This is a genomic window from Archangium violaceum, from assembly GCF_016887565.1.
Taxonomy (GTDB): domain Bacteria; phylum Myxococcota; class Myxococcia; order Myxococcales; family Myxococcaceae; genus Archangium; species Archangium violaceum_B.
This window is the reverse complement of record NZ_CP069396.1, coordinates 4,100,832-4,116,672: the sequence shown is the minus strand read 5'-3', so window position 1 is coordinate 4,116,672 and position 15,841 is coordinate 4,100,832. Positions and strand designations below refer to the sequence as shown.

General features: G+C 66.1%; 16 protein-coding genes and 1 pseudogene. 8 read left to right on the top strand and 9 right to left on the bottom strand.

The window, feature by feature from the left end; genetic code table 11:
* Positions 1-185: 185 nt before the first annotated feature.
* Positions 186-449, top strand: coding sequence for a hypothetical protein (locus JRI60_RS17065; RefSeq protein ID WP_204226924.1), 264 nt, complete (start codon positions 186-188; stop codon positions 447-449).
* Between the two features lie 70 nt (positions 450-519).
* On the opposite strand, the gene JRI60_RS17060 is transcribed toward JRI60_RS17065, so the two are convergent.
* Together JRI60_RS17060 and JRI60_RS17055 are read right to left on the bottom strand one after the other, a co-directional pair.
* Entirely contained in the window at positions 520-1,446 is a 927-nt protein-coding gene (locus JRI60_RS17060; protein WP_204226923.1) for a cyclase family protein, read from the bottom strand.
* A 27-nt stretch (positions 1,447-1,473) separates the two neighbouring features.
* Positions 1,474-1,959: a DUF3291 domain-containing protein gene (locus JRI60_RS17055; RefSeq protein ID WP_204226922.1), complete on the bottom strand. Its 486-nt coding sequence runs from the start codon at positions 1,957-1,959 to the stop codon at positions 1,474-1,476.
* On the opposite strand from JRI60_RS17055, the gene JRI60_RS17050 reads away from it, so the two are divergent.
* Positions 1,960-2,142, top strand: coding sequence for a hypothetical protein (locus JRI60_RS17050; protein WP_204226921.1), 183 nt, complete (start codon positions 1,960-1,962; stop codon positions 2,140-2,142).
* Between the two features lie 29 nt (positions 2,143-2,171).
* Here JRI60_RS17050 and JRI60_RS17045 read toward each other — a convergent pair whose 3' ends face one another.
* Entirely contained in the window at positions 2,172-3,074 is a 903-nt protein-coding gene (locus JRI60_RS17045) for a LysR family transcriptional regulator (RefSeq protein WP_239470567.1), read from the bottom strand.
* A gap of 102 nt (positions 3,075-3,176) precedes the next feature.
* Here JRI60_RS17045 and JRI60_RS17040 point away from each other — a divergent pair, with 102 nt between their 5' ends.
* Together JRI60_RS17040 and JRI60_RS17035 are read left to right on the top strand one after the other, a co-directional pair.
* The gene (locus JRI60_RS17040) at positions 3,177-3,812 is read left to right on the top strand and encodes a glutathione S-transferase family protein (RefSeq protein ID WP_204226919.1); all 636 of its coding nucleotides are present in this window, start codon (positions 3,177-3,179) and stop codon (positions 3,810-3,812) included.
* 123 nt (positions 3,813-3,935) lie between these two features.
* Positions 3,936-4,868, top strand: coding sequence for a pyridoxamine 5'-phosphate oxidase family protein (locus JRI60_RS17035; RefSeq protein ID WP_204226918.1), 933 nt, complete (start codon positions 3,936-3,938; stop codon positions 4,866-4,868).
* On the opposite strand, the pseudogene JRI60_RS55115 reads toward JRI60_RS17035, so the two are convergent.
* A pseudogene (locus tag JRI60_RS55115) lies at positions 4,858-4,905 on the bottom strand (hypothetical protein); the annotation flags it as partial. The gene JRI60_RS17035 and the pseudogene JRI60_RS55115 overlap by 11 nt on opposite strands.
* Positions 4,906-4,948: 43 nt before the next feature.
* On the opposite strand from JRI60_RS55115, the gene JRI60_RS17030 reads away from it, so the two are divergent.
* Positions 4,949-5,383: an RlpA-like double-psi beta-barrel domain-containing protein gene (locus JRI60_RS17030; protein WP_204226917.1), complete on the top strand. Its 435-nt coding sequence runs from the start codon at positions 4,949-4,951 to the stop codon at positions 5,381-5,383.
* A 446-nt stretch (positions 5,384-5,829) separates the two neighbouring features.
* Here JRI60_RS17030 and JRI60_RS17025 read toward each other — a convergent pair whose 3' ends face one another.
* Together JRI60_RS17025 and JRI60_RS17020 are read right to left on the bottom strand one after the other, a co-directional pair.
* Positions 5,830-6,375, bottom strand: a complete 546-nt coding sequence (locus tag JRI60_RS17025; protein WP_204226916.1) for a hypothetical protein — start codon at positions 6,373-6,375, stop codon at positions 5,830-5,832.
* Positions 6,372-7,559, bottom strand: coding sequence for an SH3 domain-containing protein (locus tag JRI60_RS17020; protein ID WP_204226915.1), 1,188 nt, complete (start codon positions 7,557-7,559; stop codon positions 6,372-6,374). The genes JRI60_RS17025 and JRI60_RS17020 overlap by 4 nt, the downstream gene beginning before the upstream one ends.
* A gap of 601 nt (positions 7,560-8,160) precedes the next feature.
* Here JRI60_RS17020 and JRI60_RS17015 point away from each other — a divergent pair.
* From JRI60_RS17015 to JRI60_RS17005, 3 genes are all read left to right on the top strand, one after another.
* The gene (locus tag JRI60_RS17015; RefSeq protein WP_239470565.1) at positions 8,161-9,681 is read left to right on the top strand and encodes an alpha/beta fold hydrolase; all 1,521 of its coding nucleotides are present in this window, start codon (positions 8,161-8,163) and stop codon (positions 9,679-9,681) included.
* Positions 9,682-9,896: 215 nt separating this feature from the next.
* A complete protein-coding gene (locus JRI60_RS17010) occupies positions 9,897-12,440 on the top strand; it encodes a right-handed parallel beta-helix repeat-containing protein (protein WP_204226914.1) in 2,544 nt (847 codons plus the stop codon).
* A 13-nt stretch (positions 12,441-12,453) separates the two neighbouring features.
* Positions 12,454-12,681, top strand: coding sequence for a hypothetical protein (locus JRI60_RS17005; RefSeq protein WP_204226913.1), 228 nt, complete (start codon positions 12,454-12,456; stop codon positions 12,679-12,681).
* Between the two features lie 72 nt (positions 12,682-12,753).
* Here the strand turns inward: JRI60_RS17005 and JRI60_RS17000 are convergent, their stop codons facing one another.
* From JRI60_RS17000 to JRI60_RS16990, 3 genes are all read right to left on the bottom strand, one after another.
* Positions 12,754-13,221, bottom strand: a complete 468-nt coding sequence (locus JRI60_RS17000) for a hypothetical protein (RefSeq protein ID WP_204226912.1) — start codon at positions 13,219-13,221, stop codon at positions 12,754-12,756.
* A 342-nt stretch (positions 13,222-13,563) separates the two neighbouring features.
* Positions 13,564-14,673, bottom strand: coding sequence for a DNA alkylation repair protein (locus tag JRI60_RS16995; protein WP_204226911.1), 1,110 nt, complete (start codon positions 14,671-14,673; stop codon positions 13,564-13,566).
* Between the two features lie 23 nt (positions 14,674-14,696).
* Positions 14,697-15,830: an epoxide hydrolase family protein gene (locus JRI60_RS16990; protein WP_204226910.1), complete on the bottom strand. Its 1,134-nt coding sequence runs from the start codon at positions 15,828-15,830 to the stop codon at positions 14,697-14,699.
* Positions 15,831-15,841 lie beyond the last annotated feature (11 nt).

Here is a 15,841-nt window from a genome sequence, read left to right as displayed (position 1 = left end):
TCCGCCGAACAACGTCGCATAGACCCATGGCGCGTCCAGCAGACCCAGCAGAAGTGCACCGAACCCCGCCGGCGTCATCAGGTGCGTCCACGAAATCGGGGCAGGCGCATCTGAGAGCCTCAAGCCTCCTCGTCTTCGGCTCCCAGGTTCGCCACCGCGCGCTCGAGCAACGCAAGGAAGGTTCGATGTTCCTCCTTGCTGAAGCCGCGGACGGCGCGGTCCGCCACGGACTTCAGGAGCTCGACGCGCTGACGGGCCCGTTCGACGTGGCGTTCGACGTGGGCTGCTTCCACTGTCTCGACGCCCGTGGCCAGCAGGCCTACGCCGTGGAGCTGCACCGGCTCGTCACTGGTACTGGCTGCGGCGCCAACGCAACTGAGAGGCGGCACCTCACGCCAGCTGCGCGACCCGGTGGGGCAGGCGCCATTGGGGAGCACCTGGCCGAGTGACCGCGCGTTACCGAGACCGCGATGGGTGCGACCGTGTCGTGGGCATCTCCTCGCACGAGAGATGTCCGCCTCACTCGCCCGTGGAGGCTCCGCCGTTCACGACCGCATACGCACGCACCGGAAACGTGCCCATTTCGTGAACCCGTGGTGGCGCGGCGTGGAACCGGAATCCATCCGTGGGAAGCTGCTCCAGCCCGCACAGGTGCTCGACGATGGGAATGCCTGCCTCGAGCAACCGCGTGTGTGCGGGCCGCGTGGCATCTCCCATGTCATCGATATTGACCGAGTCGATGCCAACGAGCCCAGCTCCCTGCTCGGCCAGCCAGACCGCCGCGTCGCGGGTGAGGAATGGCGCGTCGGCACCGTAACGCTCGGTGCCCCAGTGCCGGTCCCAGCCCGTGTGCACGAGTACCGCGCGACCCCGCACGTCGTACGGCAGGAACACGTTCCGGTCGATGGCTCGGTCGCGACTGTCATTCACACGCACCACGAGGCCCGGCAGGTCGGCCACCTTCCCGAGAGGAATCGCCGCGAGGTCCGCGCCCCCAGCGAATCGATGGAATGGCGTGTCGAGGTACGTGCCCGTGTTCGCGACCATCGAGATGCGACCGATGTGGAACTCGGTGCCCTCCGCGTAGCGAGCCCGTGAGGACTCCCGCGTCAGGTGCTCGGTTATTTCCGGACCTGGAAGCCCCGGGTAGGTGACCATTCCATGGCGGATGACGTGGCTCAGCTCCACCAGCCGCCGAGGTTCCATGCGCGGCTCGGACCCGCTCATCCCCCGCGAGCCCTTGTGAGGCTCGCGAATCAACTCCTTGCGGCGGATACGGACCTCTCCCACCATGAGCAACCCGAGGTGCCGCACGAACGCCACCGAGAGCGCATCGTCATCGATATCCGTTCCAGGGATGTCGAGGCGGAAGCCCTCGACCTCCAACGAGCCTCCGTTCTGGAACTCCACCTTCGCATCGAACTGCACGCGCCATTGCTCGGTCATGGGAGAAATCTACTTCCAACCCACACACTAGCGCTCGGGTTTCATATCGGTCGGGTCTCCGACCTGCTCCGGCGCTGGATGGCGCTGACGGAAGGTGAAGGCGTGCGGCGTGGGTCCGTTTTCGCGCAGATGCCGCAGACGCTCCATCGCTTCTTCCGCCGTCGGAACATGGCCGGCTGGAATCCACCACATCACCTGATGCGCCTCCGCCGGATGCTCGAACCACTCGCGTCGGCGCGCCATCACCTTCGTGTGAGGCGTGCGGTAGACGTACTCGAACAGCTGCTCGACCGACTCCCAGACCGACATGTTGACGATGAGGTTGGGATCGTCGCTCACCTTGATGTCGGTGGCATTGCCCTCGTCACTCTTGAGGCGCCAGATGAAGCCGGAAGAGGCCTCGGCGAGCGCGTTGATGTGGTCGAGCGCCGCCACGAAGTCCGCGAGCTGCGGGCTGTCGAGCGGTGCGACGGCGCGAGCGACATTGAGTTGAGCGATGTGCCAAGTCTTCACGTGTCTCCCAGAATCGAACAGCCCTCTATCCTGCTCCCGCCCGGCGGCCAAGAACAACAGCCCGAGGACTGGCAGCGCGAGCCCTTCACCCGCGGAGGCTATTGCGTCATCCCCGCCGGGGCGCTGGCCACCGGGCTGCGCGCGGCCCGCGAGGTGCTGGCCTCGGTCCGTGCGCGAAGGTGAACGTCAGGGCCCCGGACGAGGAAGCCGGCTCACCCGTTCAAGGACTTCTCGGACCGGAGCCGGTCGACCGCGAAATCGACGAAGGAACGCACCCGAGCATGAGCACGCCGGCCCTCCAGGTACACGACGTGGATCGGAATGGGCGGAGGCTCGAAATCCGCGAGCACGATCTGGAGCTTCCCCGAGAGCAGCTCCGGGGCGATCTGATAGGAGAGCACCCGGGTCACCCCTCGCCCGGCAACCGCTGCCGCGATCGCGACCTCGGCGGTGTTGACGATCAGTTGCGTGGGTGGGCTGACCGTCTGGACCCTCGTCCCCGACGCGAACGACCAGGCCTGCTGTGAGGCGGTGGACGAGAATGTGAGCGCGTCGAAACGCGACAGCTCGGCCGGGGTCCGTGGGACGCCGTGCTCGGCCAGATACCGGGGGGATGCGCAGACCACCCGCCGCACCGAACCCACCCGGACCGCGCTCAACGACGAATCCGATAGATGAGCGATCCGCACGGCGACGTCCAGCCCCTCATCCACGAGGTCCACAACGCGATCGACGAGCAGCGTTCTCGCCGTGACGTGCGGGTGCCGGGCCAGGAAGTCCAGGAGGATGGGCGCGACGAACATCCGCCCGAACATCATGGACGCTGTCACCCCGAGTTGCCCGCGTGGCTCGGTATGGGAGCCCGCCGCCGACGCCTCGGCCTCCTCGATTTCCCCGAGGATGCGCTTGCAGTCCGTGAGGAACCGGCCGCCCGCCTCCGTCAGGCGCACGATGCGCGTCGTGCGATGAAGCAGGCGGGTGCCAATCCGCTCCTCGAGCGCGGCGATGGCCCTCGTCACGGCTGGCGGCGACATCGCGAGGCGCCGGGCCGCAGGCGCGAAGCCTTCTTCTTCCGCTACCGCGACGAACACGCGCATGGTCTCGAGCCGGTCCACACGATCATTCCGCGATGTGGAACGGTGCATTGTCAAGAACGCGCATTCCACTCACGGGCGGCAACGAGCATCTTTCCCCGTCGAAAGCGAGGCTCATCGCCCATGACCGTCCCCGTCCGTCCCCTCCGTCTCCATCGCCACGCCCTGTCCGGCCATTCGCACCGGGTCGAGCTGTTCCTGTCCCTGCTGAAGCTCCCGTCGGAGCTCATCGACGTCGATCTCGCCAAGGGGGAGCACAAGACCCCCGGGTTCCTGGCCAGGAACCCGTTCGGCCAGGTGCCGGTGCTCGAGGACGGGGAGGTGACGCTGGCCGACAGCAACGCCATCCTCGTCTATCTCGCGACACGGTACGACCCCTCGGGGCGTTGGCTTCCGCAAGAGCCGGTCGCGGCCGCGCGGGTGCAGCAGTGGCTCTCGGTTGCGGCCGGGCCTCTCGCGTCGGGTCCCGCGGCGGCGCGCCTGGTCGCGGTGTTCGGCACGAAGCTCGACGCCGAGCGCGCGAAGGCGATCGCCACCCAGCTCTACACGGTGCTCGACCCGTATCTGGCCAACAGGAGCTTCCTCGTCGGGGACGCACCGACCCTCGCCGACGTGGCTCTCTACTCCTATACCGCCCACGCCCCCGAGGGTGGCGTGTCCCTCGAGCCCTACGGCAACGTGCGGGCGTGGCTCGCGCGTATCGAGGCGTTGCCCGGCTTCGTGCCGATGCGGCGGACGCCGACGCGGTTCGCGGCCTGAGCCATCGAGCGTGTCATGTCCCAGAGCACCCCACCGAACGCCCCCGCGGCACCGCTGCCGGGTTGGTCCCACGAACGGTCGCCATTCCACGCTGGCGAGCAGGCAGTCCAGGAGCGGGTCGGGATGCGTGCCCGCCTCGAGCAGATCGGGCGCAAGGTCATCCGCTCGTTCATGCCGGAGCAACATCGCGAGCTGTTCTGCAAGCTGCCCTTCCTGCTCGTCGGCAGTCTGGATGGTGAGCGACGTCCATGGGCCTCCATCCTCGTGGGCCGACCGGGCTTCGTGACCTCGCCCGACCCGCGGACGCTCGTGGTCTCAGCGCTCCCCGGCTTCGGAGATGCCCTGGGCCAGAACCTCCTCCCGGGCGCACCCCTGGGCCTTCTCGGTATCCAGCTCGAGACGCGCCGCCGCAACCGGATGAACGGAACGGTGGTGGAGCTCGGCGGGGGCCGATTCGTCGTCCGGGTCGAGCAGAGCTTCGGCAATTGCCCGCGGTACATCCAGGCACGGGAGCCCGTCTTCGTGGCCGAGCCCTCCCGTGTCACGGGGCCGCGACCCGTGCGGAAGGAAGGCCCGCGGCTGTCCGGTGCGAGCGTCGAGCTCATCGACCGCGCGGATACGTTCTTCATCGCCACGGCGTCACCGGCCGCGCGAGGGGACGAGCCGGTCGAAGGCGTCGATGTCTCGCATCGCGGTGGCAAGCCCGGCTTCGTGCGAGTGACGAACGAGGCCGGCCGCACTGTCCTGACGGCTCCGGACTTCAGCGGCAACTTTCATTTCAATACGTTTGGCAACCTGGCCCTCAACCCGCGTGCGGGTCTGTTGTTCGTCGACTTCGCCACCGGTGGGCTCCTCTCGCTGACCGGTGAGACAGAGATCGTCTGGGATGGGCCCGAGGTCGAGGCCTTCACGGGGGCTGAGCGGCTCCTGCGCTTCCGCGTCACGGATGGCACGTGGATCGAGGACGGCGTGCCGTTGCGATGGTCCGCGGCCCAGCCCGCTCCGCAGCTCGGCGCCCCCCCGTGCGCTGCGTATCCACGCAGTGGGCCGCGGTGAGCACCTTGTTGGGGCTCACCAGGATGCCCGTGCACATCCCCTCGTCGTTCAGCTAAGGTGGGCCCCTGAGGAGATCCGTTATGAGAACTCTTTCCAGAACAGCGCTGAAAGCCCTTCCCGTAACGCTCATCATCCTGCTGACCGCCGCGGTGGCCGTCGCGCAAAAGAAGAACAGCTCAGGCAGCACGGGCATATCCATCAAAGGAAATGGAGAGCTCGCCTATTACAACGACGCGGGTTACGGCGCTTGCGGCACCCAGATCAACGCCGCCGCGCAGGAGTTGGCCTCCGTGTCCCATGTATACTGGACGGCTGCTTCCGCCAGCAAGGATCCTCTCTGTAAGAAGTGCGCCAGGGTCACGTACAACGGGAAGACAATCACGGTGCCGGTGAAGGATAAATGCCCGGGGTGTGGCCCAGCCACCATCGACCTCAGCCTGCCAGCGTTCCAGAAACTCGCCCATCCGGACGTTGGCAGGGCCAAAGGCGCGAGCTGGAGCATTGTCGACTGCTAGGGGATATCCTGGCGTGCCCATGGAAGAGTCGAGTAGCGCGCGGAGCGAACAGGTGAGCTGGGCCGCCCTCCCATGAGGAGAGCGGCAGGGGGTCCGGGCATGTGGGCAACTGCTGAAAGTCTTGGTCGACTTCTCAACCATGAAATGGCGAAAGTCGAGGTCGGGTCGAGGATCGGCGCGGTGGTGTGCAGGGGGGCCCTTGGCTGTATCCGCCGTTTCCGGCTTCGTGCCCGTTTGGGGCCCACCATCACTCCGTCTCCGACCCCCGCCACATCGAACCGGACAGCTCGCTCACCCCGCTTTCCGGGGCTTTGTCGATGGGCTTCACCGCAGGGGTCTCCCCTGTCGGTGCCATCCGAGCTATGCGGCCTCGACCTTTTACCGCTTTGGGACTTTCACCCTATGGTTCCATGGGTAGCCTCCAGGCATCACTCAGACGACTCGTATCACCCGATCGGCTCCGGCGAGGGCGGACCTCCGATGAACCCCGCCGGCGTCATCAGGTAGCGCCAGGAGAGCGCGGACAGCACCCCGAACAGGATGAGCGCCGTCACCAGCGCGGCCCGCTGTCGCGCCGCCGATGTCAGGTGCGAACGAAGGAGTGCTTCCGGTCCGACCTCCCCCAACGGCAGCGAGACGACGAGCCAGCCCAGTGTGGCCCCGAGCCAGACAGTCGCGAACAGACCCAGCCGTTCCGCCTGGTTGAGCAAGGTGAATTTCGACAACACCCAGAGGCTCGTGAGCACGACCACCGCTGAAATCGTCGCCCCGAGCATCCGTATCCGCGCGAAGCCTCGGAGACGAGCGAATGCTTCCAGCGCGAGATCGAGCGTCGCCCCGAGCAGCAGGGGCGTCACCACCGCGGCGAAGGGCGGCGGAAACGCGAAGAGCGCGCCGAACAACGTCGCATAGACCCACGGCGCGGCCAGCAGGCCCAGCAGCAATGCACCGAGCCCCGCTGCCCCCAGGTCCCTCCGCCGTCCGGCGGTCATCGGCGCGCCCCCCGAGCGGGAGGAACAGGGACCCTGAACTCCCTTACAAAGACGATACGGGTGATGAGCGGCGCATAGCCGTGCCGGTGCTGAAGCTGCCACCAGGCGGTGATGCCCTGTGCCGCGTCACTGTCGACCCAGCCACCGTCGGCGCCGTATTCCTTCAGGTCGTCGTCATCAAGACCGAACACATCGTAGAACACGTATTCCAGCTTGATATAGTACTCATTCTTGGAGCGGTCGAGGTTGTACGCCTTCGCGACCACGATCGCGTGTTGGACGCCGTTGATCATCACCCCCAGCCCATTATTGAAATCACCCGTGTGCCAGGCTGGGCTCCCCTGGTTGAACGCTGGCACTCCCAGTCCCGTCACGGGCGCAACGGCGTTGATGTCCCAGCCGGCCTTCTCGAGCGCCTGGTGGATCCTCGTCTGCCCCGTGGTGCGCTCCGGCGAATTCGGTGCGGAGAGCGCTCGATGGACGAAGGTGGTGATGTTGGGATGCGCCTCGGCATCCGCGGTGAGGCCCGTGTCGCTCCAGAACACCAGATTGCGTTGCGGTTTGAGGAAGGCGTCGAACAGCCGCCGCGCCTTGCCACGCGTGTCATTGCTCGCGAACTCCTTCAGCAGGAGGCGCATCTTGCCGTCCAGGGCGGCGGTGGTCGTGCCGATGCTGGGCCCATGGGGTTGCGTCCGCCCCCTGGCGAAGGAGAGGTCCTGGCCGAAGCCCAGCACGTACCCGCCGGGAAGCAGGGGATCGGCGACATACATCGTGGGCTTCAGATAGCTGTCGGTGGCGATGGCGATGATCTTCGGCTGGGCGAGTTGGAAACTGACGGAGGTATCGTGGGGCGGGATCTGTTTCTGCTGGAGCCGCGACCCGATGTGCTGCGGTGTGACGTCCGCTTTGACGTTCTGCTGGACGCCACCCCTGGCCGTGTTCGTGGGTTGAACGTGCTTGATCAGCTCCCGTGACACATATCCCTTCAAGGGCTTACGGCTTTCGAAATGGCACTCGACATACAGCCATCCCCCGGATCGGAGGACGACCTTGACGTTCTCGCCACGTGGCAGGTCCGCCAGGATACGTGCTCCAGGGGTCGGCCCGCTCCGAAGTGCAGCACTCCAAGGGATGATCTTTCCAGACCATGGAAAGCTGTTGGGCTGCTGCGGTCCTGGTAGCATTGCGTCCTCCTGACCTCCCCTGGGCGTGAACTCCAGAGTACCACCAGTCACATTCCTCGGCGAAGCGCCCCTCTACCGAGGCCATGTCCTCGCGTCCCCGTTTGCTCCAGCGCCTCGTCCAGTTGAACCACCTGAACAGCCGCCTCGCCCGTCCCAGCAACTGCGGCAGACAGGTGAGGCCCGGCCACTCGGCGCACCTTTCCACCGGGTCTTCCTTCACTCCATGGGCCAGCACGTAGCGCAGCAGGCCTACCGGTGCCTCGTCGTCCAGCACCGGCTCCGCCGAGTAGCCCCGCTCCCAGAAGCCGCCACTTCAGTCCACCAGCCGCCCCATCTTCCTGGAGAGGCTGGCTCTCAGGTACTGCATGAAGCCGGCGAGCGCTGCCCCTCGTCCTTGTGCGACGCGTGGATCGATGACCGTGTTCCCAACCAGTCCTTGCGAGCCAACCAGGACCTTGAGTCCGTGATTCGGCGGTCGTGAGACCATCGACGCGACATCGTCGATGACCTGCCGCTGGCAATGACGACCCAGGGACTGCCCGACTTGACAGGTGGCGGCGTGCACGCGAGCTTTCGCGGACACGGACAACGAGGGTGCTCCATGGGAAAGGTTGTTCTCGCACGCGTCACGACGCTCGTCGTTTTCATGTCCCTGATGGGAAACCCTGGGACGGCGATGGGGGCGGAGCCAGTCATCAGGGTTGGCTCCATCGTCAGCGAGACCCGCACGCTCACCACCACCGACGGCGTGACGGTGAATTACGAGCTCGGCACGTTCTATGTGCCGGAGAACCGGAACAGGGCAGACAGCCGTCCCATTGGCGTGGGGTTCGCGCGTATCCGCGCGCCGCAACCCACCGGAGCGCCGCCCGTGTTCTGGCTGCCTGGTGGCCCTGGCTTCTCGGTGCTCGGCGCGTTCGAGCAGTCCGATGCGGCGGGCCGCGGCCGCCTCAAATCGTGGATCAACTTCGGCACCGTCGGCGACCTGGTGGTGGTCGAGCAGCGTGGCTACACCTCTCGGGGTGAGATGCTGGAGGTGGATGCGGATGCCTCTCCTCTGAACAAGCCAGCCACGCTCGAACAGTCGAAAGCCAGCGCACTGGCCACGGCACGCAAGGCGCTGGCCACGTTTCCGGACAAGGACCTCGCGGGATACGACATCGGTGCATTCGCCGACGATGTGGACGACCTGAGAGAAGCCCTCGGTTACCGCAACATCACGCTGTTCGGTGGCAGCTTTGGCTCCCAGTGGAGCTTCGCGGTGATGAGGCGGCATCCCGGGTCCGTCGCGCGCGCGGTCCTTTCCGGTGTCGAACCGCTCGACAACAACTACGACATGCCGTCCCACGTGTATGCCTCGATGCGGCGGATCGCCTTCGACGCGGACCGGGATCCTGGCCTGAAACCCTATCTGCCCGAAGGCGGAACGATGGCCGCCCTGCGTACCGTGCACGATCGACTCGCCGCCGCGCCGGTCGTCGTTTCCGTCATCGACAAGTCCTCCGGCAAGCCGGTGTCGGTGACGCTCGGCGTGGGCGATTTCGAGAAAGCGCTGGTCGAGCGTTCAGCCGATGCCAGTGAATGGCCGGCCTTCGTTCTCAGCCTTTATCACCGGCAATACGACGACTGGGCTCGCGACACGATCGAGGGACGCAAGGCGGGCAAGCGCGCGATCATCGGCCCGCTGGTGGATACGAGCCTTGGCGTCACGCCCGCACGCGCGCATCAGCTTCTCACCGACCCGGCGGTGGGGGTGCTGGGCAGTTGGAACTTCGCCCCGTATATAGCGGCCGCCGATGTCTGGCCGACGGCCGACATGGGCGACACGTTCCGCGGCGTCGTGCCGACGGATATTCCGGTGGTGTTCGTACACGGCGACTGGGATACGTCGACGCCGATCGAGAACATGCTGGAGGTGCTGCCTTATTACTCGCATGGGCATGCGATCGTCGTGCATCGGGGAGGGCACGATGGGACGTTCTATCAGTTGCGCGAGGATGCAAAGGCCAAGGCCTCCGTCTATGCCTTCATGCGGACAGGGAGCATGGAAGGGTTGCCGTCGAGCGTGACGTTGCCACTGCCGACGTTCGCGAAGCCGACGTTCGCCGCGAACAACCTGTAGAAAGAAGGATGGGAGGGGGAGGAGGGCAGCGCACGGACTGAGCTCGAGGACCCGAATCCGCTCGGGGGGCCGTGAAATCAATACCTGGAATCCCCGCTTGCTTGGTAGAGGAGACCCGCCGTTCCGCCGTCTCGTCCATCAGGAGCAGCGACACCATGCGTGGTCATGAGTATTTCCCGAGCCAGTGGCGACAGGGATTGGGTGCGAGTCTTGCCGTGTGGCTGGTTTTCACGGCGCTACAGACCTCCTGCTCGGGGCCGGTCGAGCCCCAGACGCCAGAGGGCGCGGACGCGCTGGCTCTCCAGAGCACCCGACAGGAGGTGGTCAACGTAACCACCGCGGGTGCGGCACGAGCCGCGGACCTCGCCTTCCTCGCCAGCGGCACGTCCTTACGGACCTTCTACGTGAGCAAGAGCGGGAGCAACACGGACTGTCTGTCCAGGGCCACGGCCTGCCATACGCTTACCCGGGCCCTCTCCTTGATGACCCTGCCGGGCGACAAGGTCATCGTGGTGGGAGCGTCGACGCCCTATTCCGAATCCGTTTCGGTCAACCCCGACCGCGGTGGCACCGCCGCGAATCCCAAGTACATCCTCGGCGAGACGTCGAACGGGTACCGCGCGGTGATCGTCCCGTCGACCGGAGCGGCCCTCTCCTTCAACTCGTCCTACTGGGTCGTCGACAACCTCACCATTGATTGTCAGGGGGCCTTCGGCCCCGGTGTGAATGTCCTGTCGTCCAATTTCCTCAACCGCACGCCCACCTCGGCGCATCACGTCGCCCTCCGGAACCTGCGAATCTCCCGGTGCCAGAGCTCCGCCATCGAGCTCCGGTACACGGAGGATGTCCTGGTCGAGGGCAGCGAGCTCACCAACAACCGGAAGACCGACACCAACGGCTACCGCCTGGGCTCCCATGGCGTCACGCTGAACAAGGGCACGAAGCGGGTGCTGATCCGCAACAACAAGGCCACGGGCAATTCCGGCGATGGAGTCCAGTGCCAGGGACGTGAGCAAGAGAGCGACCTCGACGCCTACTGGGACGTCCGCGACCTCACCATCGAGAGCAACGAGTTCGCCAACAACGACGAGAACGCGGTCGACATCAAGTCCTGCCAGGGCGTCTCCATCATCGGCGCGAACTCCTTCCATGACCACAAGGCGGAAGAGGACATCCAGGCCGAGCCCAGGCTGAGCGCGAAGTCCTGCGGAGGCAGCGCCATCCTCCTCCACTATGCCGCCCAACGGATCCTCATCGAGGGAGCGCAGCTCGCCTGGAGTGGAAGGGGCATCACCGTGGGCAACGAGTATTTCGAGGTCACGGACGTCGCCATCCGGCGCAATGAGATCTACGGCATGAACCAGACCCGGTGGCAGACCCCCAAGGGGCTCTGGCGGGTCAACTGCGGTGATGGAATCGCCGTCAACCGGGGCTCGCGCATCGACATCTACCACAACACCCTGAAGGACATCGCCCACTCGGGCATCCTCGTGGGACACGATACCTACTACCGCGGCGATGCGAGCGGACCGAACACGGTCCTGGGCCCGGCGAATACGGTGCGTGTCTGGAACAACATCCTCTCGGACGTGAAAGGCCTGCCCGCCGTCAACCGCTTGAATGGGACGCAGCTCGCCGGAACGGAGGGAGGGTTCCTCGACTACAACGTCGACAATACGCCGGGCCGGTACAGCGATTACAACCTCTATCACGGGGCGCAGGCCGCCCTCTTCCGACGCTCGGCGGGGCTGACCGCCACGACCCAGACGTCCGCTCTCGTGAACCTGGCCACCTGGCGGGCGCAGACAGGAATGGACCCTGCCCCCACCAGCCTCGAAACGGATCCCCGGTTGGTCCATTACGGTGTCTCCACCAGCGGTGGCTGGCGGTATCGCTGGTACATCCAGTTGGGCCAGGGCTCGTTCGCCCTCGACAGCGCCCTCGTCGATGCCGGAAACACCGGGACGCACTGCGCCGGTGGTCCAGACCGTGGCGCCTACGAGAGCGATTGCAACGCGGGCGGGGGGAGCGGCGTGTTCAAGGCGGCGGACGGAAGCTGCCTCTCCATCAGCGAGGAGGCCGTCTCCGTCGATAGCACCTGCTCGCCCTACTCCTCACAGATCCAGAACGCGGAGCTCCAGCTCGAGACGGTCGCGGAGAGCGGGTGCCCTGTCCGGGGCGGAGCGGATGCGCCCCTGACCTCCGTGGTTCCCGGCTACTGCAACCCGAACATGCCGTCTCCCGAGTCCTCCACCTGGTACTACTGGGCGACGCTTGGCAACGAGCTGGGCGAATGCCTCTTCAACGAGCGGCACTACCCGCAAGGCGATGCCGAAATCCACCTGGGCAGGTGTGAAGACGTTCCCTCCGTCTTCAGGTTCGACAGGGGGCAGCTCTACGTGCAGCCCCGGGACAGCCTCGCGCCTCGTGGTGATTGCATCTACTACGACCCGTACGGATACGACGAGGTGACGGTGGATGAGTATGGCTGCTGGCGCCCGTCCGAATGGGAGGTGCGAAGTGATGGCTCGCTCTACAATGTCTCCGCGGGAAGGTGCCTGACCACGGATTGGCAGTACGGTCTGGTCATGGCGGACTGCGACGGCGACTCCTCCCAGCTGTGGTACTGGTCCGGCACCCTCCGCAGCCCCGGCGGCCACTGCGTGGAGACCTACGACGCCCCCGAGGGGACCCGCCTGCGTCTCAACGCCTGTGACGACTCCGCGGCCCAGCAATGGAGCTACGTGGGCCTGGACTGAGCGAAGCGTCCGGATGACGACGGCGACGGGGTGTCCGCACCCCGTTGACCTGACCCTGCCCCGGTATGTGGAGATGTACGCCGGCCTGTCCTCGGGGATTGGAGACATCGTGTTCGACGTCGACGCCGGGTTGGGCCCAGGCAAGGTCATCACCCTGCTGCACCACCCAGACCTCGAGATGCACATGATCTACGAGGCGGTGTGCTCCGATCTTCAGAGGCAGCGGAAGCGGAGCGGGTGAGAGCCGCGACAGCTCTCACCCATGACCGCGAATGCGGCGGTGTTCGACCGCCCACTCGTCCTGCCTGCTACATCAGTTGACGGTCATGGTGGTCGAGGCCGAGCAGGAGAATCCCTCCCCCTGGACTTCCACCGTCACCGTGGCGGTTCCGGTGATGGCCCCGGCACTGGGTGCGGCGGCGATCTCGCTCGACCCGACGACACAGTTGCCCCCACTGAAGAAGCGCTTCTCGCGGACCGTCTTCTGCGCGAAGTTCGCGAGCGTGGACGGCCAGGAGATCGTCCAGGTCTCGATCCGGCCCACGCCGACACAGGGGTTGTAGTTCACCTGGAGATTGAACGTCTGGCCCCGCGAAACGCTGGCGGGGGCCACGAGGGTACAGGTGGGCGCCAGCAGGGCCTCCTTGCTCACGGGAGCCTGTGGGGAGGACACCACGCCCGTCTGGGAATCAGCATCTCCCTTCTCGGCGGCGAAGCTCGTGGTCAGTCCCGCGCTCAGGGTAATCCCCACCAATGCGATCTTGCTGATGCTCTTGTGCATACGGTTCCGTCTCCTTCAAGTTGGGTAAAGATCGATGTGCAGCCAGAAGCATTGGCATGCTGAGCAACCCAGAAATCTATGTCAAGCCCGTTCAATGACAAATCCAGGAAAACGCCTCCCGTTGCCACCCCTTGGGGCACACGCGTTGGTCGCTCGCAGAGCTAACGCAGTGACTTCCAGACGCGAACGGGGACGGCAGAGCCGATGTGTGCGGCCGTGGCGGCGCAGGTATCTACTGCGGTATCGGGCCCTGGTAACACATACGTATAGCTCCGAAGGCAATCACATTTCTGGGGGCCCAGTCGCATGTTTCAGGCCTTGGCCCTGCCCGGCGGGAGCGCCTCACCCCACGACGGTGAAGCTCCCCAGGTCCGTGGTCCGGCCATTGACGAGCGCCTCGACCCGGTGCGTGCCCGTGTAGTGCTTTCGCGTCGTCTTCGCGGCGAAGGAGATCGTCTTCTCGAGGGTGCAGGAGGCGCCGGGGAGGAGATCGACCTTGCCTCCCTTGAAGACCTTTGGACTGGCCGAGCCGTTCGCCTTGATGAAGTGCACGGCGAAGTCGACGATGGCCTGCTGCCGTGTCCGCGTGCGATTGATGACGGACAGGGTCATCCCAACGCTCTCGCCCAGCCGGACCCGCTCGGGCCGGAACGAGGCCGTCACCTCGAGCCCTCCGCCTCCGCGGAAACCGAGCACCGAGAGGGCACGCGCGTCTCCTCGCTTCACGGCGGAGCGGAGCGCGTGGCGGATGATCCACGACCGTTCCGGCGAGGCCCCCTCACTCCACCGTTCGCAGGTGTCCACCAGGACGTCCGGGTGGTCCTTGCCGATGTCGTTCAGGTTGTTGGCGACGGAGCGCCGGACGTAGAGCTCGGGATCGTCCTTGAGCAGCTCGAGCAGCTCGAGCACCGGGCGAGGATCCTCCTGGAACGCACGAAGGCGTGAAGCCCACGGCAGCCGGGGCCTCGTGCCCTCCGAGACGAGCCGCCGGACGTGGACGCTCGGATCCTTCGTCCATTGCCGGAGGCGCTCCCATGTCTCGCGTGGGTAGCGCTCGAGGAACGGGCGGATGGAAAACTCCGCGGTGAATCGTTTGGTGAGCTCGTACTGGGCGCGCATCGACGTTTCGAAGTGGCCGAGCCCATGCTCCGCTACGTACAGGGTGTGAGGCAGGTAGATGAACACCCCCATGCCCTGGAGCTCCTGGCGTTCGAACTCCGGCCCGAGCGAACGCAGGAGGATTCCGGCCGCGTGCTCGAAGTCACCCGGGAGCGCCCGGTGCATCGCCCGCATGATGTGGCGGGCCCGTCCCAGGAGCTCGTGAGCCTCGAGTCCGTCGGTGGCCTCGGCCAGGAAGCGTTGCCGCGGGAAGGACGGGTGGGCGCCATGCAGCATGGCGGCGATGCGCTCCACCACTTTCCGGTCGAAGAAGTTCTTGAGCTGTTCCGGCATGAGTCCCGCCCTGGCTCCCAAAGCTAACGCAGCGTGCGGAAGAACGCGCGCACGTCCTCGAGAAACAACTCCGGCGCCTCGGTGGCGGCGAAGTGACCGCCGCGAGGCATCTCCGTGTACCGCCGCAGATCGAACCGCGCCTCCAGCCAGCTCCGGGGCGCGGTGAGGATCTCCCGGGGAAACGCCGCCACCCCCGTGGGGACGCGTACAGGCGTGCTCAGGTCCACCTGCCGCAGGGCCATGGTCTCGAAGTACAGGTTGGCCGCGCTCGCGATGCTGTTGGGCGCCCAGTAGAACATCAGGTTCGTCAGCAGCCAGTCCTTGGAGAAGGCTCGCTCCACGTCCCCGCCACAATCGCTCCAGGTGCGGAACTTCTCGACGATCCACGCGGCGAGCCCCGCCGGCGAGTCGGCCTGCGCGATGGCGAGCGACATCGGCTTCGTCCCCTGCACGTGGCTATAGCCCGCCTCGGCCGCCTGCCAGGCCGCGGCCTTCTGTCCGAAGCTCCTGACCTCCTCGCTCTGCTCCGCACCCGGAGGAGGCGCGGCCAGGGGCATGTTGAGATGGATGCCCAGCAGGTGCTCGGCGTGCTTCACGCCGAGCGCCATGGTGACGATGCTGCCCCAATCACCGCCCTGCGCGCCGTAGCGGGAGTAGCCGAGCTCCTGGACCATCAGCCGATCGAAGGCCGCGGCGATACGCGCGGGATTCCACCCGGCCTCGCGAGGCTTGCCGCTGAATCCGTAACCGGGCAGCGCGGGGATGACGACGTCGAACGCGTCCGCCGGATTTCCGCCGTGCGCGGCCGGGTCCGTCAACGGGCCGATGAGGTGGTGGAATTCGTAGATGGACCCCGGCCAACCGTGGGTGAGCAGCAGGGGGATGGGGGCCGGTCCCCTTCCCCGGACATGCCAGAAATGGATGTCGACCCCGTCCACCTCGCAGAGGAACTGCGGATGGCGGTTCAGCTCGGCCTCGTGCTTGCGCCAGTCGTACTGGTGGCGCCAATACGCGCAGAGCTCGCGCACGTAGGAAACATCGGCACCGCGCTCCCAGCCGCCGGGGAGCGGCTCCGGAAAACGCGTTGCGTCCAGGCGACGGTGGAGATCAACGAGAACGGTCTCGGGGACGTCGATGCGGTAGGGACGAAGGGACATGTGCGGAGGCT